This is a genomic window from Robertmurraya sp. DFI.2.37, assembly GCF_029211245.1.
GTDB lineage: Bacteria > Bacillota > Bacilli > Bacillales > Cytobacillaceae > Robertmurraya > Robertmurraya methanolica_A.
In genome coordinates this window covers 24,088-47,122 of the sequence record NZ_JARGEJ010000012.1, presented here as the reverse complement: position 1 = coordinate 47,122, position 23,035 = coordinate 24,088, and the positions used below count along the sequence as shown (strand labels likewise).

Genomic DNA, 23,035 nt, shown 5'->3' with positions numbered 1-23,035 from the left:
TCACAAGCCAATCCGTCAAGGAGGTTAAAGGACAACATCCATGCCGGCTCGTCTTGTGCTTGTCGCCGATGGTCGAGCGCTCTCCGCTTTTCTATTTGTCATCTTTGATTTCTTCGAATTCAGCGTCAACGACGTTGTCATCTTTAGAAGCAGCACCTGCTTCTCCTTCAGCCCCCTGTGCAGCCTGAGCTTGCTTAGCAGCTTCTTCATAAAGCTTAACAGAAAGATTTTGAACGATTTCTTGTAGGGCATCCTTTTTCGCACGGATTTCATCAAGATCATTCTTTTCGATCGCAGCTTTGAGTGCATCTTTCGCTTCTGTTGCTTTCGCTACTTCCGCTTCATCGACTTTACCTTCTAAATCTTTTAATGTTTTATCTGTTTGGAATACTAATTGATCCGCTTCGTTGCGTAATTCCACTTCTTCCTTACGCTTTTGATCAGCTTCTGCATTTGCTTCAGCTTCTTTAATCATTTTGTCGATTTCATCATCAGATAGACCTGTTGAAGATTTAATCGTAATTGCTTGTTCCTTGTTTGTTCCAAGATCTTTCGCACGTACATTTACAATACCATTTTTATCGATATCAAATGACACTTCAATCTGTGGAATTCCACGTGGTGCTGGTGGAATATCTGTTAACTGGAAGCGCCCGAGTGTTTTGTTATCAGCAGCCATTGGACGCTCACCTTGAAGAACGTGAATATCAACAGCTGTTTGATTATCAGCAGCAGTAGAGAATACTTGAGATTTTGAAGTTGGAATCGTCGTATTACGTTCAATTAACTTCGTAAAGACACCACCCATTGTTTCAATCCCAAGTGATAAAGGTGTTACGTCTAGTAAGACAACATCTTTAACATCACCCGTGATCACTCCACCTTGAACAGCTGCACCCATTGCAACTACTTCATCGGGATTTACTCCTCTATGAGGCTCTTTACCAGTTGCTTTTTTAATCGCTTCTTGCACAGCTGGGATACGAGTAGAACCACCGACAAGAATGACTTTGTCGATATCAGCTGCAGTAAGACCCGCATCTTGTAGGGCTTGACGAGTTGGTCCCATAGTTCTTTCAACAAGATCTGAAGATAATTCGTCAAATTTAGCGCGTGATAATGTGACTTCTAAATGAAGTGGTCCTGCTTCACCAGCGGTGATGAACGGTAAAGAAATTTGTGTAGAAGTTACACCAGATAGATCTTTCTTAGCTTTTTCAGCTGCATCTTTTAAGCGCTGCATAGCCATCTTATCTTTTGAAAGATCAATGCCATTTTCTTTCTTAAATTCCTCAACTAAATAGTCAATGATAACTTGGTCAAAGTCATCTCCACCAAGGCGGTTATCACCAGCAGTAGACTTAACTTCAAATACGCCGTCCCCTAATTCAAGGATCGATACGTCAAATGTACCACCACCAAGGTCATACACTAGAATCGTTTGATCTTCTTCCATTTTATCTAAACCGTAAGCAAGTGCAGCAGCAGTAGGTTCGTTAATAATACGCTCTACTTCTAATCCAGCAATTTTTCCAGCATCCTTTGTTGCTTGACGTTCTGCATCGTTGAAATAAGCTGGTACTGTAATAACTGCTTTTGTAACAGGCTCACCTAAATAATCTTCTGCATAGGATTTTAAATGCTGTAAAATAATAGCTGAAATTTCTTGTGGTGTATAGTCTTTTCCTTCAATCGTTTCCTTATGAGAAGTTCCCATATGACGTTTAATAGATAGGATTGTATTAGGGTTTGTAATTGCTTGCCGCTTTGCTACTTCTCCCACTTGACGCTCACCGTTTTTGAATGCGACCACAGATGGAGTTGTGCGATTTCCTTCTGGATTTGGAATTACTTTTGGTTCGCCACCTTCAAGAACTGCTACACAGGAGTTTGTTGTTCCTAAGTCGATACCAATAATTTTGCTCATGCTATTAGCCTCCCAATTTTATTATGTAATCATTTTTTCTCTATTTTTTACTGATTAACTTTAACCATTGCTGGACGAATGACACGATCCTTTAACACATATCCTTTTTGAAACTCTTCCACGACAATGTTCGAATCATATCCCTCTTCCGCAACCTGCATAACCGCTTGATGGAAGTTCGGATCAAACTCCTTCCCTTCCGATTCAATCACTTCTACGCCTTCTTTCTTTAAAGCATCAAGGAGACTGCGATAAATCATTTCCATGCCTTGGAGTAAGGATTTCGTCTGTTCATGATCGGTCTCTACATTCAATGCACGTTCAAAGTTATCTAATACAGGCAGAATATCAGAAATTAAATTTTGTGCTCTATATTTTTGCGCCGCTTCATAATCCAGTCTAGCTCGGCGGCGAGAGTTTTCAAAATCAGCTTGTAATCGAAGGTAGCGGTTTTCTTTTTCTTCCAACTCTTTTTGCAGAGCTGTAATCTGCTCTTCTAGCTGTGCAAGCTTCTCATCTTCAGCAGATGAAGAGTCCTCAGCTCCTTCTTCTTTCTCTTCATCAAAAATAGGTTCAATTTCTTCTTGAACATTTTGCTCTTCGTTGGTAGACACCGCTTCTTCCTCCAGTGTGTGTTTTTCTTCAGCCAACGTTTTCACCTCCCTTTAAAGTAAACACTGACTAAATCTGTCAGCTAACATCTATGTAAATCGAAAAATGACAGCAATGCAAGGAAAAGGGATGGAATTGCTCAATTCCACCCTTTATCAATATTTCCAGCACTACTTACTTTGATACAGCTTTGTTAGCACTGTCGATAAATCGTTGCTAAAAAATTTTAATAAACTTATAACTCTTGAATATTCCATTCGAGTTGGCCCTAAAATCGCAATCGTACCTAATTGTTCAGTTCCAATCGAATAAGTGGCGGTAATTAAGCTGCAATCATCCATGGCAGAATTGCCATTTTCCTTCCCAATTTTAACATTAATACCAGAAGGATTTTTTCGAATGATATCATACATATCATCCTCATGTTCAATCATTGTCAACAGGTTTTTCACTTTACTAATGTCATGAAATTCCGGTTGACTGAGCATGTTTGTTTTACCACCAAAAAACAATTTTTCATTTGTAGGAATTTTCAACGTTTCTACCAGAGAAGAAAACATCGAATCATAGCTGCGAATATGCTGGCGCAACACAAGTGCTACTTCCTTGTAGATCTTTCCGTTTAACTCTTCAAGCGGGACACCTGTAAGCCGTTCATTCAAAATATTGACAAGCTTTTCAATATCACTTGAATCAATTCCATTCGGTAGATGAAACATCTTATTTTCTACATGCCCTGTATCTGTAACAATAATGGCAATCGCTGTTTCATCATTCAAAGGGACAATTTGAATTTTCTTTAGCTTGTTCTCCCTCACAGCAGGACCAAGAACTATAGCAGTATAATTCGTTAACTCTGATAAAATTTGTGCAGATCTTTGGACGATTTTCTCTAGCTCGTATATTCTTTCCGTAAAAATCGAACGAACAGAGTTCACATCTTTTGTATCAAGTTTTTGTGGCGATAGTAAATGATCTACGTAAAATCTATACCCTTTCTCGGATGGAATTCTCCCCGATGAGGTGTGTGTTTTTTCCAGAAAACCGAGTTCTTCTAAATCTGCCATCTCGTTTCGAATTGTAGCCGAACTAAACTGTATTTCTTCTTTCTTCGACAAGCTTCTCGAACCAACTGGTTGAGCAGACCGAATAAAATCATCAACAATCACTTGGAAAATTAACAATTGACGATCTGTTAACACTTTATATCACCTCTGTTAGCACTCCTTTATATCGAGTGCTAAATCTATTATTAAATTATCAAATATCAGGGGATCGTGTCAATCATTTAAGCTTTTTTATTCAGTCTGGATTCCATCTCCATTCCTTATTCAAAAAAGCTCTCATCGCGTTACTGGACTACGCCTAAAAACGATTGAAACACTTCGTTTCCAAGAAATCTACCCTTCTTGGTTAATCTTATATGATTATTTTCTTCGCAAATTAAATCCTTTTTCCTTAAATTCGATAATTCGTCCGCAAATAAATCAAGTGGAGAAACTCCATACCTTTCAATAAATCTGCCAATCGATACTCCTTCATTCTTCCTTAATCCAAGAAACATTTCTTCTTCCATTTGCTCTGCCTTTGTCGGCTTGTTTTCTTCAAAAACAGGAAGTTCCCCATGTTCAAGTGGGTCCATATACTTTTTTAAGGGACCAAAATTTGAGCGCCGCAACCCCTTAACATAAGAGTGGGCACCAGCTCCAAAACCATAATATTCATGATTGTTCCAATATGTTAAATTATGCCTACTTTCATAGCCAGGAATTGCAAAATTACTAATTTCATACTGCTGGTAGCCATGCTTGTCCATTTGTTCGATCAGTTCCTCATACATGGCAGCTTCAGCATCCTCTCCCGGCAAAGGAAGACGGCCCTTTCTCATTAAATTATAGAAAACCGTCTTCGGTTCAATGATTAACGAATAGCCAGAATAATGCTGAATGTCTAATGAAAACGAGGTAGCAAGCGTTTCTCTAAAATCAGCCAAAGTTTGGTCAGGTAGGCTATAAATAAGATCGACACTGATGTTTTCAAACCCTGCAGCTTTTGCAAGCGCAATCGATGTGAATACATCTGCTCCACGATGCACGCGCCCAATTCTTTTCAACAGTTCATCGTTAAACGTCTGGACGCCAAAGCTCAAGCGATTAACCCCTGCATCATAGAGGATTTGTAATTTTTCTTTAGAAAGATCTCCCGGGTTCGCTTCAAATGTAAATTCAGTGTTTTGGTTGAAAGGAAGGTAATCATGAATACCTTGACATAATGCTTCAAGCTGCCTTTCATTTAATGCCGTTGGTGTGCCTCCACCAACGAATATGGAACGTAAATGAGGGGTTGGAGCCTCTTGCAATGTCAACTCCATCTCTTTTTTCAATGAATTTATATACCCATCAACTGGTTGTCCTTGAAGGAACACTTTATTAAAATCACAATAATGGCAAATATGCTCACAAAAGGGGATATGAATATACGCCGCATTAATCAAACCATCACAACCTCGTTTTTAAAATATGAAAGAGAGGTTAGAGTTCTTGTTACAACAAGACCGACTAACCCCTCTTTCTTTTCGTTAAACTCTAAAAAAATCCTATTTTTTCTGACTATCATCCATTTTCAATACTGCCATAAAGGCTTCTTGAGGCACCTCAACTGAACCTACCTGCTTCATCCGCTTTTTCCCTTCTTTTTGCTTCTCAAGAAGCTTTCGTTTACGGGAAATATCTCCACCATAGCATTTCGCTAAGACGTTTTTGCGCATCGCCTTAATTGTAGAACGGGCAACAATTTTTTGTCCGATCGCGGCTTGGACAGGTACTTCGAATTGCTGTCTCGGAATTAATTCCTTTAATTTTTCTACGATAATCTTACCTCGTTCGTAGGCAAAATCTTTATGAACGATAAAGCTTAACGCATCGACTTTCTCTGCATTTAAAAGGATATCCATCTTCACAAGTTTTGATGGCTTGTAGCCAATCAGTTCATAGTCAAAGGAAGCATACCCTTTCGTGCTTGATTTTAACTGATCGAAGAAATCGTAGACAATCTCAGACAACGGCACTTCATAAATAATACTTACCCTTGTTTCATCGAGATATTGCATATCTATGAAGTTTCCTCTTTTTTCTTGGCAGAGTTCCATAATGGCACCGACATAATCATTTGGAGCCATCATCGTTGCTTTTACATATGGCTCTTCAATCCGTTCTATTTTCTGTGGGTCTGGCATGTCAGAAGGGTTGTCTATCTTTAGTTGCGAACCATCTGTCAAAATAACATCATAAATAACACTCGGTGCGGTCGTAATTAAATCGATCTTAAATTCTCTTTCAATACGTTCCTGAATAATTTCCATATGGAGCAATCCAAGAAACCCGCATCGGAAGCCAAAGCCTAATGCTTGCGAGGTCTCTGGTTCAAACTGAAGAGCAGAATCATTTAACTCAAGCTTTTCAAGGGCTTCTCTTAAGTCATTAAATTTCGCACTGTCAATTGGATACAAACCACAATATACCATTGGATTTAATTTACGATAACCTGGGAGCGCTTCTGTGGCACCATTTTTTGCATTTGTAATCGTATCCCCAACACGCGTGTCGCCAACATTTTTTATGGCAGCCGTTAAAAAGCCAACGTCTCCTACCGATAATTCTTCTGTTTGCACGGCTTTTGGCGTAAAGACACCTACTTCTGTTACTTCAAACTCTTTGCCAGTAGCCATCATCTTAATCTTATCGCCAGCTTTCACCGTACCCTCAACCACGCGAATATATGCAACTACTCCTCGGTATGCATCGTATAGCGAATCAAAAATTAGCGCCTTTAATGGAGCTTCAGGATCCCCTACAGGTGCAGGCACCTTTTCGACAATCTGCTCCAAAATTTCTTCAATTCCAATTCCGGCTTTCGCACTAGCTAAAACAGCTTCAGAAGCATCTAATCCGATTACTTCTTCAATCTCGTTACGCACGCGTTCCGGATCGGCACTTGGAAGATCAATTTTATTGATAACCGGTACGATTTCTAAATCATTGTCAAGTGCTAAATAAACATTCGCCAACGTTTGTGCTTCAATTCCCTGTGCCGCATCGACCACGAGAACCGCACCTTCACATGCTGCTAAACTACGGGATACTTCATAGGTGAAATCGACATGTCCAGGTGTGTCGATTAGATGAAATGTGTAGATCTCCCCATCTTTTGCTTTGTATTTTAATTGAACTGAGTTTAATTTAATCGTAATGCCCCGTTCTCTCTCAAGATCCATTGAATCGAGGAGCTGGTCCTTCATTTCACGAGCAGTTAAAGCATTCGTTTTCTCTAAAATTCTATCTGCCAACGTCGACTTTCCATGGTCGATATGAGCGATGATCGAGAAATTGCGAATCTTTGATTGTCTCATCAGTCTTTCTTCTTTGTTCATATCGTTCACTCCTACTATACTCGCACACATCGAATCAATCCCAATTTGACTACAGTGCATAGCCGTTGGAATTGATTAAATACGCTATTTTTTGATTATAGCAGTCGATTCGGCAAGATTCAACGGAAAATAGAAGGCTCTACTGAATCAGATTTGTAATTAATTCTATTATTTTATTAGCAAAAGAGGAAACACCCTCTGCTAGCTTCTTGCCAATAGAGGAGAAAAAATTATAAGCCTTCATTTCTTCGAGCTTTGCTTTCTTTTCCTGTATATCATGACTACTGATATCAGTACCCAAGACAGCAAGTTCTACTTGCCCTCCATCGTTTTCAGCAACATGAAGCGCCTCTTTGAAGTTATGATCCTCAAAGCCCTTCATCCGATCGATTCCTTCATTTGCCTGTTGCATCCCGAATAATACAGAGACAAACATCAAAGCCAAGACAAAAACAAACTTCAAAAAAAACATCTTCATCATGTCACCTACTCACGTTTTTATTTAGAAATGGTTAGTAAACCTTTCGGAGAATAATTTTTGTTCAAAATCTACTTAGGCATGTCCTCACGGGCTCTCTATCGGAACAACTTTTGCTCTTTTTCGGCGTTCGGTGTCCTCATGAACCTTTTATGCGGACAACTTTCGCTCAAATCCGGCTTTCGGTGTCCTCATGGACCCTTTATGCGGACAACTTTCGCTCAAATCCGGCATACGGTGTCCTCAGGAATTTTCTATGAAGACAGTTTTTGCTCATATTTTGTTTTCGTATGAGAGCAAATGACTGTTGTCGACACCTGAGGCAATTGGAATGACAATCCAATTGCCCCTATCGCGATTATTGCTCGTTTGCAGGCTCCTCAACTGGGAAATTCACACTTTCTGCTTGCCAAAAGACTTCACTAAAGGCATCCGCAAAAGCTTCAGCGGAGCGATTTAATTCTTCAAACGTATTGTCTACTCCACCAAATTCAACCAGCATGGCGTTTTCTGATAAATCCTGATTGAATTTCCCGTTCGTAGATGCTCCTTCTTTTTTTATAATCCCTCTGCTTAATCCTGGATATTTTTCTTCCAGCTTCGTGTGTATTTCTTTTGCTAACTTCAAGTTCTTCTCGTAATTCGGATTTTCTGCCCCCAGTACAAATGCTAGCTTTGCATAGGACTTTCCATTTATATCTTTTGTCGTTTTATCCTTCCTCTTGGAGTCACGGTGAATATCAATTAAATAAGTCAAATCACGATTAGACGTAATGGCCGCCTCAACAACCTTTCTTGACTCATCATAAGACCGACCGTAGGTGAGACCCTTTTCATTTAGCTTCGTCATAATATCCGTTTTATCTACAACCGTTCCAATTCCAAAACGTTCTAATTGTTCTTTTAAATGATCACCAATTCTTGTCACATTAATCTCTGAGTGCTGGGCTCCATCTGGATCAGTTACCCCTTTTAAATATGGGAGAAAGGATTCTCTCGTATGGGAAAAATAGATATATACGATTTTGCGGTCACCAGTCGTTCGTTCTGGCGGCGCCACTTCATCCTGTTCTTTTTCCTGATCGTCTAACCCTTCAATATTTTGCAACGATGCCTCATTCTCTTTTTTCAACACCTCTGGAGGTGGTGGTGATTCAATCGGTAAGTTCGTATAGTTCGTTCCTTCTCCTGCAAGGACGATTTTTCCATCAAATATGGAGAAGCCTGGAAGTTCTCTTCCAAGAAGGCTGCGAGGATCATCTAAACTCACATTCGTCGACATTTTAAACATTAAGCTTGATAAACTTGGGGTCGTTTCCTCTGGTAGCACTTGTCCAAAAGCATTATTTTCCGTACCTAGGAGGCGATATAACACTTCCCCTGTCAAATGTCCTGTTGCACTATTAATAGACGATGATTTAATTTGATACTCTGGCTTCAAAGATGTAATCAAGCCGCTCACTGAAAAGATAAGCAACAACAATAACATCACGACTAATACAAATTGAAAAACGCTGGTCCCTTGTACAGTTACGACAAATGAAGAAGACCTGTTATATTTCATCGTTCCACCTCTTTTAGTAAGTCTACTAATTCTTATGACTTTACTAGAAAAGATAGAACCTTTTTCAAACACTCTCCTAAAAAGGGGTGAACCTATTATCTCGTATAGAAGCCCGCATTTTCCTCGTTAATCGAATGATGTAATGCTGCATTTAATCCATTGGCAAGAAGGTTTGCCATATCCTCTATAAAAACATCCACTTCTTTTGGTGTTACCATAAGATTATGACCGAGAGGGGAAAGAACTTCTGAAATTAACTTTCTTTTTTCTTCTTCCTCCAAAGTTCCAATCATTCCTAAAAATGTTTTGCGATGATGCTCATCAGGTAAATCATCTTCTGTTAATTTTTTTCTTTTACCGAAAGTCAAGCCAGCTGGAGCTAATGCGCGCGAAGGTCGATCTCCTTCTTTTAGTTCTTTGCCAAAATGTTTCAGAATGTAATCGATCGTATCGCTTGTTATCGAAACCGCATCGACGACCGTCGGAACACCAATAGCGATAACTGGTATACCAAGCGTCTCCTTACTTAATTCTTTCCTCTTATTCCCCACCCCTGAACCGGGATGTATGCCAGTATCGGAAATTTGAATGGTCGAGTTTACCCTCTCAATCGATCTTGATGCCAAAGCGTCAATCGCAATGACAAAATCTGGTTTCGTCTTTTCTACGATCCCTAGAATAATATCGCTCGTTTCAATTCCAGTCAGCCCCATAACTCCTGGGGCAATCGCACTAACCGGTCGGAACCCATCTTCTACATTTTCAGGCTGTAATTCATACAGATGTCTCGTTATAATAAGATTCTCACATACGTGAGGTCCGAGTGCGTCTGGTGTAACATTCCAATTACCTAAACCGACTACTAAACAGGAGGAATCCTTATTAATTCCCAGCTCCTTTAAAAAATGAGAGAATTCTAATACAAATGTATCTTCTACCTTTCGTTGAAGCTCTGTATCCTGCTGTCGGATACCGATTACTTCGAGGGTTAAATACTTACCTTCTTTTTTCCCGATTGCTTCGGAACCCTCTTTCGTAATTTCTACTAAAGAAATTTTTATATCGTTTTCTTCCTTCTCCTTTATGATTACTCCCTCAACTTGAGAGATATCTTCCTGTCCGTGTACATGATCCCTTGCTCTATCAGCAATGACCATTTCCCTTGCTTCGACTGCTAAATCAGTTCGAATCGTAAATTTACTTAAATCCATTAACGCCTCTCCTTTCCTTTTCAGGGAAATTTTACTAGTAATTCCATGAAAATCTTACTAGTATCTAGCATTACCGTCACATCTACAAAACATTCATTTGAAAAAACATTTACTTTCCCGTAAAATAAACAGATAGTATTGCAAAAGATATATCCGTTTGATAAAATATCTCTTGTTCTGCAATTAATGTTAGGATTGTGAATATCGAGTTTTATATAATCTCGATTGCTTTTTCGGGAGGTGAATGGAATGGCAAATATTAAATCTGCTATCAAGCGTGCTAAGACTAGCGAAGAGCGTAACGCTCACAACTCAACAGTTAAATCTGCAATGCGTACTGCTGTTAAGAAAGTAGAAGCTGCAGTTGTAAATAACGACGAAGCTGCTGCAAAGGAAAGCTACGTAGAAGCTGCTAAAAAATTAGATAAGGCTGCTGCAAAAGGTCTTATCCACAAGAATGCTGCTGCTCGTAAAAAATCTCGTTTAGCAAAGAAGTTAAACACTCTAAACGCATAATTGTGTGTGGCTATCTCTCAAACAGATAGCCCTTATTTTTGCACAAAAAAGGAACCTTTCTGGTTCCTTTTTTAATTTCGTCCTTGTAAGCGAAATAAAAACATTTCTATTATTAATTCTTTATTCATTCCACCTGTTTTTGATTGGTAATCAGCCTCTGCTAACATCTGCATGATCTCCGTCAGTTCTTCATCCTTAAAGAGCTTTGCTTGTCCTGCTGCCAGCTTTACACGAAAGGGATGAACCTTAATGTACCCAGCAATTTGCTGCTGCCCATACCCTTTTCTCGCTAACTCCTTCACTTGATAAATTAAGCGGAACTGTCCTGAAAGGATCGATAAAATTTTAATCGGTTCTTCATTTTGTTTTAATAAATCATAATAAATGCGAAAAGCTGCATCTATTTTTCTTTGGACAATATTATCCACTAATACGAATATATTTTGTTCCAATGACCTGGACACAAGCGCGTGAACCATTGCCACTGTAATTGTATTTCCTTCTGTAGCATATAAAGCCAGTTTATCTATTTCAGTTGTTAACATGAATAAGTTCGTTCCTGCTAATGCCAACATCTGCTCAACAGCCTCTTCATCAATACCGACGCGATTAAGAGCTGCCCGTTCTTTAACCCAGAGCTTAAGCTCCTGTTCATTTAATCTCTTCGCCTCAACAACGCTCCCTTTTCGTTTCAGCTCCTTTGTAAGCTTTTTCCGTTCATCAAGCTTCTCGTAAGAACCAGCAAACACAACGATCGAATACGGAGCAGGCTCTTGTAGATAAGCTTCCAATTTCTTTAAATTATGTTCGATTTTTGCTTTGGATTTTTCCGCAGTTAAAAAATAGGGATTATTCATAAGGATGAGGCGACGTTCTCCCATAAAAGGAAAAGTCTCCGCATCCTCTAGCGCTACTTCAATCGGAGTCTCCTCCAAATCATATGTCGCAAAGTTAAATTCCATTTCTTCTTCATTGAGGGCATATTTCATTAATAATTGCTTCGTTTCATTGATAAGAAAGGACTCTGTTCCATATAATACATATACGGGGGAAAATTGCTTTTTCTTTATTTGCTTCCACACATCTAAAACCAATGTTTTTCTCTCCGTTCTTTAACATTCTTACGTTAATCGTATAGAAGCACGGAGTTTTTGACAAGGGTGAAAAATTATCAAGACAAACTAAAAGGGAATTGGTCTTGTTAAAAACCAACTCCCTATTTATAGTAAACGCTAGCAAATAAGGCCTAGGATACTTATCCACTAGCGGTACACCCTGTTAATACTAGTGTAGCCGGATGATTGCAAACTATTTGTGACAACTCTTGTCAGTAAAGGAAAAGTCGCTTATACTAGAAAACGTCTAAGCAATTTTTCATAAATCTGAAGAATTTTGAAAACGAACAAAGCTATTTTGTGCTTCGTTGGGCAATTGTTTATTGCTTTATGAGGTCCATCTATTATAATGGAATTAGGAGGGGTTATTGTGAATCCATTTGAAAAAGAAGTACAAAGCAAACGCAATGATGCTATTGATTCTGGAGTAGGTTTTATCGTCTCTTTCGGTTTCTTTGCAACGTTATTCATTATTGCAACCGTTATTCAATACATCGGCTCTTAAGTACATAGTATTCATTTCTTGACTGCGCATGTTGTGCAGTCTTTTTACTTATATGTCCCATTCAATGTTGCTTTTGTTTTAGCATATGGCTTTCCAGTTAAAAAGGTTCCATCATCTTCTGTAAAATAAAAACGAATCGCACCGTCTCTATCGGTTCGAAAAATTGCGATGTTCCGCTCTTCAAGTCGTTCAAGAACTTCGTGATGAGGATGTCCAAATCGATTGCTCTTTCCTGCAGAAATAAGAGCTATTCTTGGTTTTAACTGCTCTAACCAAGATTCCGATGTAGATGTTTTACTACCATGATGACCTACTTTTAAGACATCAATTTGTAAATTCGGATATGCCAAAAGCAACTGTCGCTCTCCTTCTTCCTCTAAATCCCCTGTAAACATCCAATGCAGGCCGCCTAATTTTGTGTAGACCACGATAGATTGATCATTGCGTTCTAAGCCTGTGTTCGAAGCAGGTGACAAAACATGAAAAATATAATCACCTCCCTTCCAGCGATCTCCCTTTTGCGCAAAATAAATAGGTATTTCTTTCTTCCTTGCAAGGGTAATCAATTTTTCTTCAAGCTCGGATCGGTTTGCTACCATTGGTATTACTAGTTCCTTAACCTTTACACTATTTAAAACAGCCGTCGCTCCACCGATATGGTCCATATCTCCATGTGTAAGGATAAGCTTATCAAGGACGGTAATACCCTTACTTTTCAAAAATGGAACTAGAACATCCTTCCCCACTTCAAAAGGATTTCTTCGTTTCTTCCAATCCTCAATTGGAAATGGCATCGTCCCACCCGTATCAATTAAGTAATTTCCTTTATTTTGAGGTAGTTGAATTAAAATACTATCGCCTTGCCCCACATCAATGAGTGTGATTTCACCAGATGAAAAATGCTTTTCCATAAAAAAAGGAGAGCATAGAAGCAAAAATAAAAAAAACAGTCTCATGTACAGCTGCTTATTTAGTTTAAAATTTTCCCATAAATAATAGCCATAGACTGTGGCTAAGCAAAGTATAACGAGGGCAATCCCACTTGGTCTCCCAAGCACGAATGTATTATAAGGAAACTTGGCAAGAAACAACGTAAATTCATGGAGCAATTGTAACTGGAAATCTAAAAAATCAGCAAGTGGAGAAAGAATATCTCCAAACAGAAGCGCTAACATATACCAAACAAGAGCCAAGGGAAGAATCACAACTGAATAAAGAGGGACGTAAATAATATTTGCGATAAAGGAAATGAGGGAAAATTCATAAAAATGATAAAGCATAATCGGAATGGAAGCGACCTGAGCAATGAAGGAAGTGACAAATAATAATATGAAAGGCCTATTTATATAACGAAGCAAAATAAGACGAGAGAAAACTAAAGTTGCACTTACAGCAAAGGATAGTTGAAAGCCCACATTATAAATGGCAAACGGCGTGATAAAACAATAAACAAGAAAGACAATGCTTATTACATCGGCAGGAATGAGTTTTTTTCTTGTTAACTTCAAGAGAAGTAGGGCAAGCAACATCATAAAACAGGCACGAATGACCGATGGTGCCCCTCCCGTCAAAACAATATAAACGGGTAAAACCAACATTAAAACGAGCGCCATTTTCTCCCTAGAAATATTGCATCTCAACCCGCAATAAAATAAAAAACCCATAAGCATCCCAACATGTAGACCAGAAATCGCCAATAAATGAATAATTCCTAACCGTTGGTACGCTTCGATTAATTCGTCATGGATGAAATTCCGTTCTCCGAATACGAGCGCCATCACTAAAGGAGCTGAATTTTCAGGTAATTGTTCAGCGATAAATTGAATGCCCGTTTGTCTTACTTTTTGAAGTAAAAGCAAAGGATTGTTTTGCTCCTGACAGCTTGCTGGGGTTAACTTTTCTACCTCTAAAATCCAAAATATTTGCCGGTGGCGCAAATGCTCCTGATAATTAAACATTTGTGGGTTTCCTGGTGGCTCCGGTTCTTTCAATTGCCCCTCTACCTGACAAACTGAGCCAACCGTCAGTTTCGAAAAATTAGCTTTTTCAGCTATGCTAGAAAGCCGATATTGCAAGACAAGCTTTTCCTCCGAAGCTTTATCTTTTCCATAAGCGGTAAAAAAATCTCCGTCTATTTTGATTGGCGTTTGGAGGGAAATTAGAAATTGCTTCTCCTCACCGTTTATCCGAGATTGATTGCTGTCATCATATATTTTCGCTTGTAAAAAAAAGAGGGAAAATACGCTTAGCAAGAGGAGTAATTGTGGTAAAGAACTTCTTTTGAGGATAAACAAAGAGAGGCCAAAGAGGAAAAATGCACCTAAAAAAACGAATCCTTCTAAAGCGAATAATATTCCAAAAAGCGCAGCCAACGCAACAAAAATATACTTCCCTTTCAACTACATCCTCCTTTCGAAAGGAGAGAGGCAGTCCCACTTATAAAGGATAATCCCCTGTGAGAACTGCACTTCCAAAAAAAGTAAAAATTACGTCTACCCCCTTATAAAGGTTGAAAATCCCACTTTAATCCGCCAGCGGAATTTCGTATATCATCACTGTAATTTTCAATTTGCACTTCCATTTTGATGGCCTCAACGTTGCTAATTTCTAGGAGATGATAGCAATAGTCATGATTTTTATAATCATAATTGTAATAAATTTTTGTAATGCCAGCTTGGAGAATTTTCTTCATGCAATGGACACAAGGAAAATGGGTCACATAAATCTGACTCCCCTTTGTCGAAACCCCTTGTAAAGCACATTGCAAAATAGCATTCTCTTCTGCATGAAGGCATCTTAAGCAATGATTATTTTCAACGAAGCAACCTGCATCTAAACAGTGGTCTTCTCCACTAATCCCCCCATTATAGCCTGTACTAATAATACGATTATTTTTTACGAGCACTGAACCAACATTTAATCGATTGCATGTGCTTCTCATACTTATGAGATGGGCATTCAGCATAAAATACTGATCCCAAGTTAACCTGTTATCACTCAAATGTCTCACCCTTTTTTCTGACTTACCTTCAGTTTAATGGGAAAGAAGAAGACTCGTCAATTTGAAATTATGGCAGTATCGTAAAAATTCTTCCTACTTTACGACAATGCTTTCCTTTAATTTTTCAAACGTCTTCTCACCAAATCCACTAATGGACATAATATCCTCTATCGCTTTAAATGCCCCGTTACTTTCACGATACTCAATAATCGCCTGTGCTTTCGCTGGTCCTATCCCTGGTAATGTTTCTAATTCATCAGCAGTCGCCTTGTTAATATTGATTTTTTGATTAGCAGAATCAATCCCTCCATCCATCATGCCCCCCTCTCCTAGAGCATCCTCTTCTCCAATCGTCGGAACATATACAACCATCTCATCCGTTACTCTCATAGCGAAATTAGTCGCATCAGGATTGGCATCTTTTGTTATCCCTCCTGCACTTTCAATCACATCTTTGATCCGATCACCAGCAGTAGCTCTATATACTCCTGGTCGCTGCACCGCCCCTTTCACATCAACCAATATATCCTGATCTTCATGTTCTTCTATCTCGTTTAACTCTTCTTGCAATGGCTCAGCCGAGGAATCCCAGCTTTCATCAACTCTCTCATTATCGTTAGCAGCTCCGGAAAAAAACAGATAATAGCTTAAAAGCCCTGCTAAAACAGCCACAATAGCAAGGGGTTTTTTTCGCTCTTTTATCCACTCTACCATTTACCATCTTCCTTTCCTTGACATATTTCAATTGCAAAATTCATATTGTTATACTAATGGGTTAATTTTGAGGTGTGTAAATAAAGAAGGAGGGCTGTAATCATGAAAATTGGGATCATTGGTACAGGCAACATGGGGAGAATTATGATCGAAGCCTTTATCGACGGAAAAGCCTTATCCCCTTCTTCGATCATTATGACCAATCGTACGATTTCGAAGGCTGTTGCGATCCAGAAGCTTTATCCAGAGATTAACATAGTCCATGATGTTACAGATGTCGCAAAGGAAGCAGACCTTCTTTTCCTTTGTGTGAAGCCGGGAAATATGCATGATGTAATCCAAGAAATACTTCCCTTTTTAAACAAGGCACAATGTGTAACTTCTATTACGAGTCCACTCAACACTTCATTACTAGCATCGCTTCTTCCTTGTTCAACAGCTCGGGCAATCCCAAGCATTACCAACCGAGCGTTAGCCGGAGTCTCACTTCTTACCTTTAGCGAACAATGCGAACCTCAGTGGCAACAGTACTTAATACAATTATTCGAGAAAATTTCCACCCCGATCATCATTGATGAAGATATAACGCGGGTTTCATCTGACATCGTAAGCTGCGGACCGGCATTCTTTACTTATTTAACAAGAAGATTCATTGATGCTGCCGTATCTGAGACCAATATAGACCGGGAGACAGCAACAAAAATGGCAGGTGAAATGCTGATAGGGCTAGGTGCTCTCCTCAGCAAACAGTTCTATACTTTTGAATCTTTACAAGAAAAGGTTAGTGTAAAAGGTGGAGTAACAGGAGAAGGGATTAAAGTATTAGAAGATGAGCTTGGAGCAGTATTTGAGCATCTGTTTCAGGCAACACATGTAAAGTTTGCTGAAGATTTACAAGAGGTCAATGCAGCATTCGCCACAGCAGAAGGACAAAAGAGTCCAAGATATTAACTTAATAATTCGATTTATTACGATGAAATCCTTTCACAAACGAAAAGAATTGTAACGATTTTGTGTCAAAAGCAACATACCTGTCCAAGTTGGTATGTTGTTTTTGGTTTTTAAGAGAGCATTGTCATTTACCACGCAACCATGTGCTAAGTGACATTGAGAAAAACAGCATGAATAAGATAGATAAAACTGAAACTAACCACTTGTAAAAAGCAGGTGGTTAGAATAACAGCGTGGGGCACCTTCGGAACAATCGGAAGGCAGATTGTTCTTATGATGATCAATTCAAAGTCCTTATCCTTCGTGCTCATCACCGTACAAACTGGAGAGAACTTCAGGTTCAAAAAATAAAGCAAGAGGCATAAATCCATCCTTGCTCTTTTCGAATGTCCTTCCTAGAAATTCGTAATAAAGCGCAAATGTAGGGAATTTCCACAGGAGAGCCTGAATGGAACCGGGTTGGTTCGATCGTGTGAAATTGCATCGGTTTGAACAGATTGCGAGTTTTGTGTAGATTTTCAGAAGAACCAAAAAACGCCGAGACTCTGAACTGCATTAAGTACAGTTCAAAATCCCAGCGCTTCTATGTAAAAACAAATACGGCCCAAAATTATCATTTATGAGCTACAACAAAAAAAACACGTTCAGAATTGGCTTGTGGTTCCCCTGCAAAATCCCCAATTGTTTCGAGCACAGTGAAACCAGCTTCAGTTAACCATTGCTCATATGTTTCAAGTGCAAATGAGCGTTGAGTATGATTCTCGTCAATCCGCTCATACTTTCCTGAAGAATCCTCAACAAAAAAGGTCAATTCATGCTCCACACTATGGGGATATTCTCCTGCAAAGCAGTTCCAAATGTAACAAATACGACCATCATCATACGTAAATGTTTCATTTAGGAAGATTTCATTTATTTTATAAAGGGAGTGAACATCAAAAATTAATAAACCATCTTTTTTGAGAAACTGCTTAATTTGATGGAAGGTTTGCTTCACTTCTTCCTCTGTCTGCAAATAGTTTAAAGAATCGCAAAATATGCCTATTACATCGTATTTTGTCAGCAAATCAAGCTCAACCATATTTTGCTGAAAAAAATCAATCGCTAGTCCTTCATCAACGGCCTTTGCCTGTGCAACAGTGAGCATGTCAGCAGATAGATCGACACCCGACACTGTATAACCGTTCTTTTGCAAACGAAGTGATAATTCTCCTGTGCCACATGCTAGGTCTAACAGCTTTTTCCCAGAAACATTGTATTTTTGGCAACTATCATTAACGATGCGAACCCATTGTTCATACGGAACATCTTTCATTAACTCATCGTATAAATAGGCAAATCGCTCATAAGTCATGAGAGTTCACTCTGAATATTAAGGGTAGGGGCATCCCCCCAAAGACGTTCCAAATTATAATAGCTTCTTTCATCGCGATGAAAGACATGTGCAACAACATCACCAAGGTCAATTAAAATCCATTTTGCTTCATCATAGCCTTCCATTCGCTTCACGTCATAATGATTTTCTACAGCTTTTTCTTTTATTTCCCGCGCGATTGCTTGCACTTGTTTGTCAGAGTTCCCGTGGCAAATTATAAAATAATCGGCAATTAAAGAAATCCCTTTCATATTAAGTGCAACAATATCCTCTGCACGCTTATCATCAGCAGCTTTTACCGCTATCGTTAATAATTGGTTATCATTCATCTACTATAGTCCTCCTATTTGCAATTAGATCATTGTAAGTGTGAAATGTATCTGGGAATACAGGCTGATTTTTTTTCATTAGAAATGAAATCGTGTTTTGCACTGCTCTTATTAATGCAAGCTGCAAATCCTTTTTGGCAAGCTCCCTAACTTCTTCAACTCCTGGAAACTGCCGCCCTGGCTCAATATAGTCGGCTAAATAAATAATTTTTTCCAGCATAGACATTCCTACTCGACCAGAGGTATGATATTTTATCGCATTTAAGATCTCCATATCCACAATACCAACTTCCTTTTCAACCAAGAAAGCACCGACTGGAGCATGCCATAATTCACTGTTATATTGGAGCAGCTCAGGCGCCATTTTTTCTGCCACAATGATTTGTTTCATTTCTTCTTTTGGCCGAAACTTCGCATAATCATGAAAAATGGCGGCGATTTCCGCTTTTTTCTCATCTACATCATATTGACGGGCTAAAAGTATTGCTGTTTCCATAACACCGATCGTATGTTGATATCTATGCTCTGTTAAATGCTCTTTAACGATTGCCAACGCTTCACTTTGATTCATATAAATGATTCTCCTTCAAATATTCAATCAGGGAGTCTGGAAGCAAATAGCGGATCGATTTCCCTTCTTGAATTCTCTCCCTAATTAAACTAGATGAAACTTGAAATTCCGGAATATCAATATGAATAATCGGATACGAAGTTTTGTCTTGATAAGTTGGTCTATTTACCCCGACAAAAGAAACCATATGCACCAATTCATCTATTTTATACCATTTAGGCAAATACTCAACCATATCCGCTCCAATAATAAAATAAAAGCTCTTATCAGGATGCAGTTTTTTTAATTGCTGAATGGTGTCGTACGTATATGACGGGCCAGGACGCTCCAGTTCAATCGTTTCAATTTTAAAATAGGCGACATCTTCAAGCGCTAATTTTAGCATATTCAATCGATCCTCAGTTGAAATCAGAGCGGATTTTTTCTTGTGAGGAGGCTCCTGATTAGGAAGAAACCATATCTCATCAAGCTCCAGTTCATGAAAAACCTCGTTTGCAATGAGAAGATGACCATGGTGTGGAGGGTCAAATGTTCCTCCTAATAATCCAATCTTCCTCATTCACACACCTCCAAACCACTCAGATAGGCTCTAGCACCCTACCTAAAAAATACGAACTCATAATCTTTGTGATCATTTCCGAAGAAAATACAGGCTATATTAGCTATCCTCCGTGGATCTAATCGCCTGTTTTTAAGAACCATTAAGGCAGCACTATCTCTTTATTATCTTTCGATTCTTTGTAAAGAACAATTGTGTTACCAATTACTTGAACAAGTTCTGCTCCGCAGCCTTCTGCGAGCTTTTCTGCGACCGTGCCGCGCTCTTCGTCACAATTTTGAAGCACGCTTACTTTCAAAAGTTCCCTTGCTTCAAGCGCTTCACTAATTTGCTTCATCATATTTTCATTCACTCCGCCTTTACCCACTTGAAATATCGGGTTAAGATGATGTGCCTTCGAGCGAAGAAATCTTTTTTGTTTTCCAGTTAACATATAGTTCCTCCTAGTTGTTGTAACACTCTATTCGTCATCCGTTTAATATCCGGCATTACATTTGTCCATTTTTCAAAAGCAAGCGCCCCCTGCTGAACAAACATTTGAATCCCATTTTGCGTTTTTGCACCTTTGTTTTTAGCCTGACGTAAAAGCTCTGTTTCTAACGGGTTGTAAATAATATCACTCACAAAAGCACTTTCCTTTAAATTATGTAAAGATAATACTTTGCATTCAGAATTCGGAGACATACCAAGAGATGTTGTTTGAATAATAATATCATATGCTGCCAATTGCTCTTCCGCCTCATTCAGACTAATAATATTCGATTTAGCATGATACGGACATTCTTCAACAAGACGCTCCGCTTTTATCGGAGTTCTATTTGTCAGATCAATATGGGCGACACCTTCAAATGCAAGGGTAAAATATATCGCCCGCGCTGCCCCTCCAGCACCAATCATTAACACCTTCTTCTCGTTAAGGCCTTGCAACTCTGATTTGAGAGCTTTAACATAACCACTTCCATCGGTATTGTACCCAATTAGTCGTCCATTTTCATTCACTACCGTATTAACAGCTCCAATCGAACGCGCCAGTGGGTCAACACCGTCGAGCAGTGAAATAATGGCAACTTTATGGGGTACAGTTACATTAAATCCACTTATGTTCATTGCGCGAAATCCTTTAACCGCATCAGCCAAATCCTCTTCTTTAATCGCAAATGCGTGATAATGGGCATCGATTCCATGGTGCTGAAATAAATCATTATGCATGAGAGGTGACATCGAATGGGCAATTGGATTTCCAATTACAGCGTATAATTTTTTCATTCCCCTCCCCAATCCTTTCTATTCTTATATAAGTGACTTGCGAAGCAGTGCGTGGACACCTTTTGGCACGTAGACCGCTACTTTGGCCCCAGGATCATTGACAGTAATCCAGCCAAGTCCTGAAAAAACAATATCCGTTTTCCCTTCTTTAATCGTGAATTCATGCTTAATGAGCGGTGGGAATGAATCAAGCTGCTCCTTACGCGGTGGAGTCAGCATTTCTCCTTTATGCCTTTCATAAAGATCCGAAGCCTTCTCAAGCTTTGTACGATGAATTTGGATATGATTCGAAACATGACAAACAAACGAACTTCGGCCGCCACTAATATAGTCAAAGCGGGCTAAGCCCCCAAAAAAGAGTGTCTGCCCTTCATTTAATTGATAAATTTTCGGTTTAATTTCCTTTTTCGGAGTGATTACTTTTAAATCTCTTTTATCAATATAATGGGCCATCTGATGATGGTTGATAATTCCCGGCGTATCTACCAAAAATTTCCCGTCCGCTAAAGGGATTTCAATCATATCAAGCGTTGTTCCTGGGAAGTGGGAGGTTGTAATAACATCGCCCTCTCCCGTTACTTCTTTTAAAATGCGATTTATAAAGGTTGATTTCCCAACATTCGTACAGCCAACGACATAGACATCCTTCCCTTCACGATACCTGTCGATCGCTTCCGTTACTTCTTTAATAAAATGCCCCTTCTCCGCACTAACGAGAAAAACATCCTTTGGCTTCAGCCCTAATTCCTTGGCTTCTTGCTTCATCCAGTTTATCAATTTATTCGGTTTAACAGAGTGAGGCAAAAGATCAACCTTATTGCCGATTAGAACAATTGGGTTATCTCCGACAAAACGATGCAAACCAGGAAGCCAACTACCGTTAAAATCAAATATATCAACAATTTTTACAATGAGCGCGTCTCTTTTTCCAAGTTCATTGAGTATTTTTAAAAAATCGTCATCCGTTAAATTTACATCCTGCACTTCGTTATAATGCTTCAAACGAAAACATCTTTGACAAACAACTTCCTCTTTATCAAGAGACGATTTTGGCGCATAGCCAATTTGCTCCTTATCCTCCGTTTGAATTTTAACTCCACAACCTATACAAATGTATTGCTCACTCAAGATTTTTCCTCCCATACAATCATGCCTTTTTTACGAAACCAATTTAATATTCTTCTTTCGATCATGCGATTAAATTTTGTCCAAAAGCCATCGGTTGATGCAACTGGTACGACTAATATTGTATGAAATCCACCGCGATTACCGCCTAGTACGTCCGTCAGTAATTGATCACCAATCACAACGGTCTCTTCCTTCCTCAACCCCATGTTTTGAACAGCCCTATGAAAAGCTCTTACAAGTGGTTTACGGGCTTGAAAAATAAACGGAATATTAAGAGGATCGGAAAAAGCTTGGACCCTTTCTCGATTATTATTCGAAACGATGGTGATGCGAATATTTTCCTTTCGCATCATTTCAAACCATTCCGTTAATTTTGGCGTTGCATTAGGACGATCCCATTCCACTAGAGTATTATCCAGATCCGTTATAATTCCCTTTATCCCTTGCTCCTTTAAACTTTCAGGAGTGATTTGGAATATACTTTTTACATGCTGATCCGGTAAAAATATCTTCAACAATGATAGACACCTCAATTTCTTTATCTCAGTTTTTATTCCCAATTTTAACTTTTGTGTAAGAAGGAGTGCAAGCAATTCTATTAGACGAACCGCTCCCTGCAGAAATGAAGGAGGTCGCGTCAGAATACGTCGAAATGAAGTACAAAATCACGAAAGCGGAAAAACTTTTCGACACAAAAAGCCTCTTTTCAACAGTTGTGGATAACTTTATTCACATATCCCACATTGATTTATATAGTTTTCTATAACTTATAAACAAATTAATC

At 38.9% G+C, this 23,035-nt stretch carries 23 protein-coding genes; 3 read left to right on the top strand and 20 right to left on the bottom strand.

Annotation, left to right across the window (positions count from 1 at the left end):
• Nucleotides 1-91: 91 nt before the first annotated feature.
• From dnaK to gpr, 8 genes are all read right to left on the bottom strand, one after another.
• The gene (gene dnaK, locus PZE06_RS08885; protein WP_150915340.1) at nt 92-1,927 is read right to left on the bottom strand and encodes a molecular chaperone DnaK; all 1,836 of its coding nucleotides are present in this window, start codon (nt 1,925-1,927) and stop codon (nt 92-94) included.
• 47 nt (nt 1,928-1,974) lie between these two features.
• On the bottom strand, nt 1,975-2,577 hold the full coding sequence (gene grpE, locus PZE06_RS08880) for a nucleotide exchange factor GrpE (RefSeq protein ID WP_150915339.1): 603 nt from the start codon (nt 2,575-2,577) through the stop codon (nt 1,975-1,977).
• Between the two features lie 132 nt (nt 2,578-2,709).
• The gene (hrcA, locus tag PZE06_RS08875; protein WP_150915338.1) at nt 2,710-3,741 is read right to left on the bottom strand and encodes a heat-inducible transcriptional repressor HrcA; all 1,032 of its coding nucleotides are present in this window, start codon (nt 3,739-3,741) and stop codon (nt 2,710-2,712) included.
• A 149-nt stretch (nt 3,742-3,890) separates the two neighbouring features.
• Nucleotides 3,891-5,033, bottom strand: a complete 1,143-nt coding sequence (gene hemW, locus PZE06_RS08870) for a radical SAM family heme chaperone HemW (protein WP_150915337.1) — start codon at nt 5,031-5,033, stop codon at nt 3,891-3,893.
• 102 nt (nt 5,034-5,135) lie between these two features.
• Complete coding sequence (gene lepA / locus PZE06_RS08865; RefSeq protein WP_150915336.1) at nt 5,136-6,968, bottom strand: translation elongation factor 4; 1,833 nt, start codon at nt 6,966-6,968, stop codon at nt 5,136-5,138.
• A gap of 139 nt (nt 6,969-7,107) precedes the next feature.
• Nucleotides 7,108-7,440: a YqxA family protein gene (locus PZE06_RS08860; protein ID WP_306421153.1), complete on the bottom strand. Its 333-nt coding sequence runs from the start codon at nt 7,438-7,440 to the stop codon at nt 7,108-7,110.
• A gap of 364 nt (nt 7,441-7,804) precedes the next feature.
• Nucleotides 7,805-9,010 (bottom strand): stage II sporulation protein P, encoded by a 1,206-nt coding sequence (spoIIP, locus tag PZE06_RS08855; protein WP_150915335.1) that lies wholly within the window; start codon nt 9,008-9,010, stop codon nt 7,805-7,807.
• A 95-nt stretch (nt 9,011-9,105) separates the two neighbouring features.
• A complete protein-coding gene (gpr, locus tag PZE06_RS08850; protein ID WP_150915334.1) occupies nt 9,106-10,221 on the bottom strand; it encodes a GPR endopeptidase in 1,116 nt (371 codons plus the stop codon).
• Nucleotides 10,222-10,470: 249 nt separating this feature from the next.
• On the opposite strand from gpr, the gene rpsT reads away from it, so the two are divergent.
• The gene (rpsT, locus tag PZE06_RS08845; protein ID WP_150915333.1) at nt 10,471-10,737 is read left to right on the top strand and encodes a 30S ribosomal protein S20; all 267 of its coding nucleotides are present in this window, start codon (nt 10,471-10,473) and stop codon (nt 10,735-10,737) included.
• Between the two features lie 71 nt (nt 10,738-10,808).
• Here the strand turns inward: rpsT and holA are convergent, their stop codons facing one another.
• On the bottom strand, nt 10,809-11,831 hold the full coding sequence (gene holA, locus PZE06_RS08840) for a DNA polymerase III subunit delta (protein ID WP_150915332.1): 1,023 nt from the start codon (nt 11,829-11,831) through the stop codon (nt 10,809-10,811).
• Between the two features lie 391 nt (nt 11,832-12,222).
• Here holA and PZE06_RS08835 point away from each other — a divergent pair, with 391 nt between their 5' ends.
• Nucleotides 12,223-12,357, top strand: a complete 135-nt coding sequence (locus tag PZE06_RS08835) for a YqzM family protein (protein WP_095306885.1) — start codon at nt 12,223-12,225, stop codon at nt 12,355-12,357.
• A gap of 44 nt (nt 12,358-12,401) precedes the next feature.
• Here the strand turns inward: PZE06_RS08835 and PZE06_RS08830 are convergent, their stop codons facing one another.
• From PZE06_RS08830 to PZE06_RS08820, 3 genes are all read right to left on the bottom strand, one after another.
• Nucleotides 12,402-14,756 carry a DNA internalization-related competence protein ComEC/Rec2 gene (locus PZE06_RS08830; RefSeq protein WP_150915331.1) on the bottom strand — a complete coding sequence of 785 codons (2,355 nt, stop codon included), beginning with the start codon at nt 14,754-14,756 and terminating at the stop codon, nt 12,402-12,404.
• A gap of 101 nt (nt 14,757-14,857) precedes the next feature.
• Complete coding sequence (locus PZE06_RS08825) at nt 14,858-15,358, bottom strand: deaminase (RefSeq protein ID WP_225310655.1); 501 nt, start codon at nt 15,356-15,358, stop codon at nt 14,858-14,860.
• A 93-nt stretch (nt 15,359-15,451) separates the two neighbouring features.
• Nucleotides 15,452-16,072, bottom strand: a complete 621-nt coding sequence (locus PZE06_RS08820; protein WP_150915330.1) for a helix-hairpin-helix domain-containing protein — start codon at nt 16,070-16,072, stop codon at nt 15,452-15,454.
• A gap of 102 nt (nt 16,073-16,174) precedes the next feature.
• Between PZE06_RS08820 and comER the strand changes: the two genes are divergently transcribed.
• On the top strand, nt 16,175-17,023 hold the full coding sequence (gene comER / locus PZE06_RS08815; RefSeq protein ID WP_150915329.1) for a late competence protein ComER: 849 nt from the start codon (nt 16,175-16,177) through the stop codon (nt 17,021-17,023).
• A 613-nt stretch (nt 17,024-17,636) separates the two neighbouring features.
• Here comER and PZE06_RS08810 read toward each other — a convergent pair.
• The 8 genes from PZE06_RS08810 to PZE06_RS08775 all read right to left on the bottom strand — a co-directional run bounded on the left by PZE06_RS08810 (nt 17,637) and on the right by PZE06_RS08775 (nt 22,769).
• Nucleotides 17,637-18,377, bottom strand: a complete 741-nt coding sequence (locus PZE06_RS08810; protein ID WP_150915328.1) for a class I SAM-dependent DNA methyltransferase — start codon at nt 18,375-18,377, stop codon at nt 17,637-17,639.
• On the bottom strand, nt 18,374-18,727 hold the full coding sequence (gene rsfS, locus PZE06_RS08805; RefSeq protein WP_150915327.1) for a ribosome silencing factor: 354 nt from the start codon (nt 18,725-18,727) through the stop codon (nt 18,374-18,376). The genes PZE06_RS08810 and rsfS overlap by 4 nt, the downstream gene beginning before the upstream one ends.
• Entirely contained in the window at nt 18,720-19,298 is a 579-nt protein-coding gene (gene yqeK / locus PZE06_RS08800) for a bis(5'-nucleosyl)-tetraphosphatase (symmetrical) YqeK (protein WP_150915326.1), read from the bottom strand. The genes rsfS and yqeK overlap by 8 nt, the downstream gene beginning before the upstream one ends.
• Entirely contained in the window at nt 19,285-19,857 is a 573-nt protein-coding gene (locus PZE06_RS08795; RefSeq protein WP_150915325.1) for a nicotinate-nucleotide adenylyltransferase, read from the bottom strand. Before PZE06_RS08795 ends, yqeK begins: the two co-directional genes overlap by 14 nt.
• 142 nt (nt 19,858-19,999) lie before the next feature.
• On the bottom strand, nt 20,000-20,290 hold the full coding sequence (yhbY, locus tag PZE06_RS08790; RefSeq protein WP_150915324.1) for a ribosome assembly RNA-binding protein YhbY: 291 nt from the start codon (nt 20,288-20,290) through the stop codon (nt 20,000-20,002).
• The gene (aroE, locus tag PZE06_RS08785) at nt 20,284-21,123 is read right to left on the bottom strand and encodes a shikimate dehydrogenase (RefSeq protein ID WP_150915323.1); all 840 of its coding nucleotides are present in this window, start codon (nt 21,121-21,123) and stop codon (nt 20,284-20,286) included. Before aroE ends, yhbY begins: the two co-directional genes overlap by 7 nt.
• A gap of 24 nt (nt 21,124-21,147) precedes the next feature.
• Nucleotides 21,148-22,266, bottom strand: coding sequence for a ribosome biogenesis GTPase YqeH (yqeH, locus tag PZE06_RS08780; protein WP_191963197.1), 1,119 nt, complete (start codon nt 22,264-22,266; stop codon nt 21,148-21,150).
• Nucleotides 22,248-22,769, bottom strand: a complete 522-nt coding sequence (locus PZE06_RS08775; RefSeq protein ID WP_150915322.1) for a YqeG family HAD IIIA-type phosphatase — start codon at nt 22,767-22,769, stop codon at nt 22,248-22,250. The genes yqeH and PZE06_RS08775 overlap by 19 nt, the downstream gene beginning before the upstream one ends.
• Between the last annotated feature and the right edge of the window lie 266 nt (nt 22,770-23,035).

Excerpts from the sequence above, each read along its gene's own strand:
- dnaK (WP_150915340.1), bottom strand. The coding sequence starts at position 1,927 with ATGAGCAAAATTATTGGTATCGACTTAGGAACAACAAACTCCTGTGTA.
- lepA (WP_150915336.1), bottom strand. The coding sequence starts at position 6,968 with ATGAACAAAGAAGAAAGACTGATGAGACAATCAAAGATTCGCAATTTC.
- PZE06_RS08860 (WP_306421153.1), bottom strand. The coding sequence starts at position 7,440 with ATGTTTTTTTTGAAGTTTGTTTTTGTCTTGGCTTTGATGTTTGTCTCT.
- spoIIP (WP_150915335.1), bottom strand. The coding sequence starts at position 9,010 with ATGAAATATAACAGGTCTTCTTCATTTGTCGTAACTGTACAAGGGACC.
- gpr (WP_150915334.1), bottom strand. The coding sequence starts at position 10,221 with ATGGATTTAAGTAAATTTACGATTCGAACTGATTTAGCAGTCGAAGCA.
- rpsT (WP_150915333.1), top strand. The coding sequence starts at position 10,471 with ATGGCAAATATTAAATCTGCTATCAAGCGTGCTAAGACTAGCGAAGAG.
- PZE06_RS08820 (WP_150915330.1), bottom strand. The coding sequence starts at position 16,072 with ATGGTAGAGTGGATAAAAGAGCGAAAAAAACCCCTTGCTATTGTGGCT.
- comER (WP_150915329.1), top strand. The coding sequence starts at position 16,175 with ATGAAAATTGGGATCATTGGTACAGGCAACATGGGGAGAATTATGATC.
- PZE06_RS08810 (WP_150915328.1), bottom strand. The coding sequence starts at position 18,377 with ATGACTTATGAGCGATTTGCCTATTTATACGATGAGTTAATGAAAGAT.
- rsfS (WP_150915327.1), bottom strand. The coding sequence starts at position 18,727 with ATGAATGATAACCAATTATTAACGATAGCGGTAAAAGCTGCTGATGAT.
- yqeK (WP_150915326.1), bottom strand. The coding sequence starts at position 19,298 with ATGAATCAAAGTGAAGCGTTGGCAATCGTTAAAGAGCATTTAACAGAG.
- PZE06_RS08795 (WP_150915325.1), bottom strand. The coding sequence starts at position 19,857 with ATGAGGAAGATTGGATTATTAGGAGGAACATTTGACCCTCCACACCAT.
- yhbY (WP_150915324.1), bottom strand. The coding sequence starts at position 20,290 with ATGTTAACTGGAAAACAAAAAAGATTTCTTCGCTCGAAGGCACATCAT.
- aroE (WP_150915323.1), bottom strand. The coding sequence starts at position 21,123 with ATGAAAAAATTATACGCTGTAATTGGAAATCCAATTGCCCATTCGATG.
- yqeH (WP_191963197.1), bottom strand. The coding sequence starts at position 22,266 with ATGGGAGGAAAAATCTTGAGTGAGCAATACATTTGTATAGGTTGTGGA.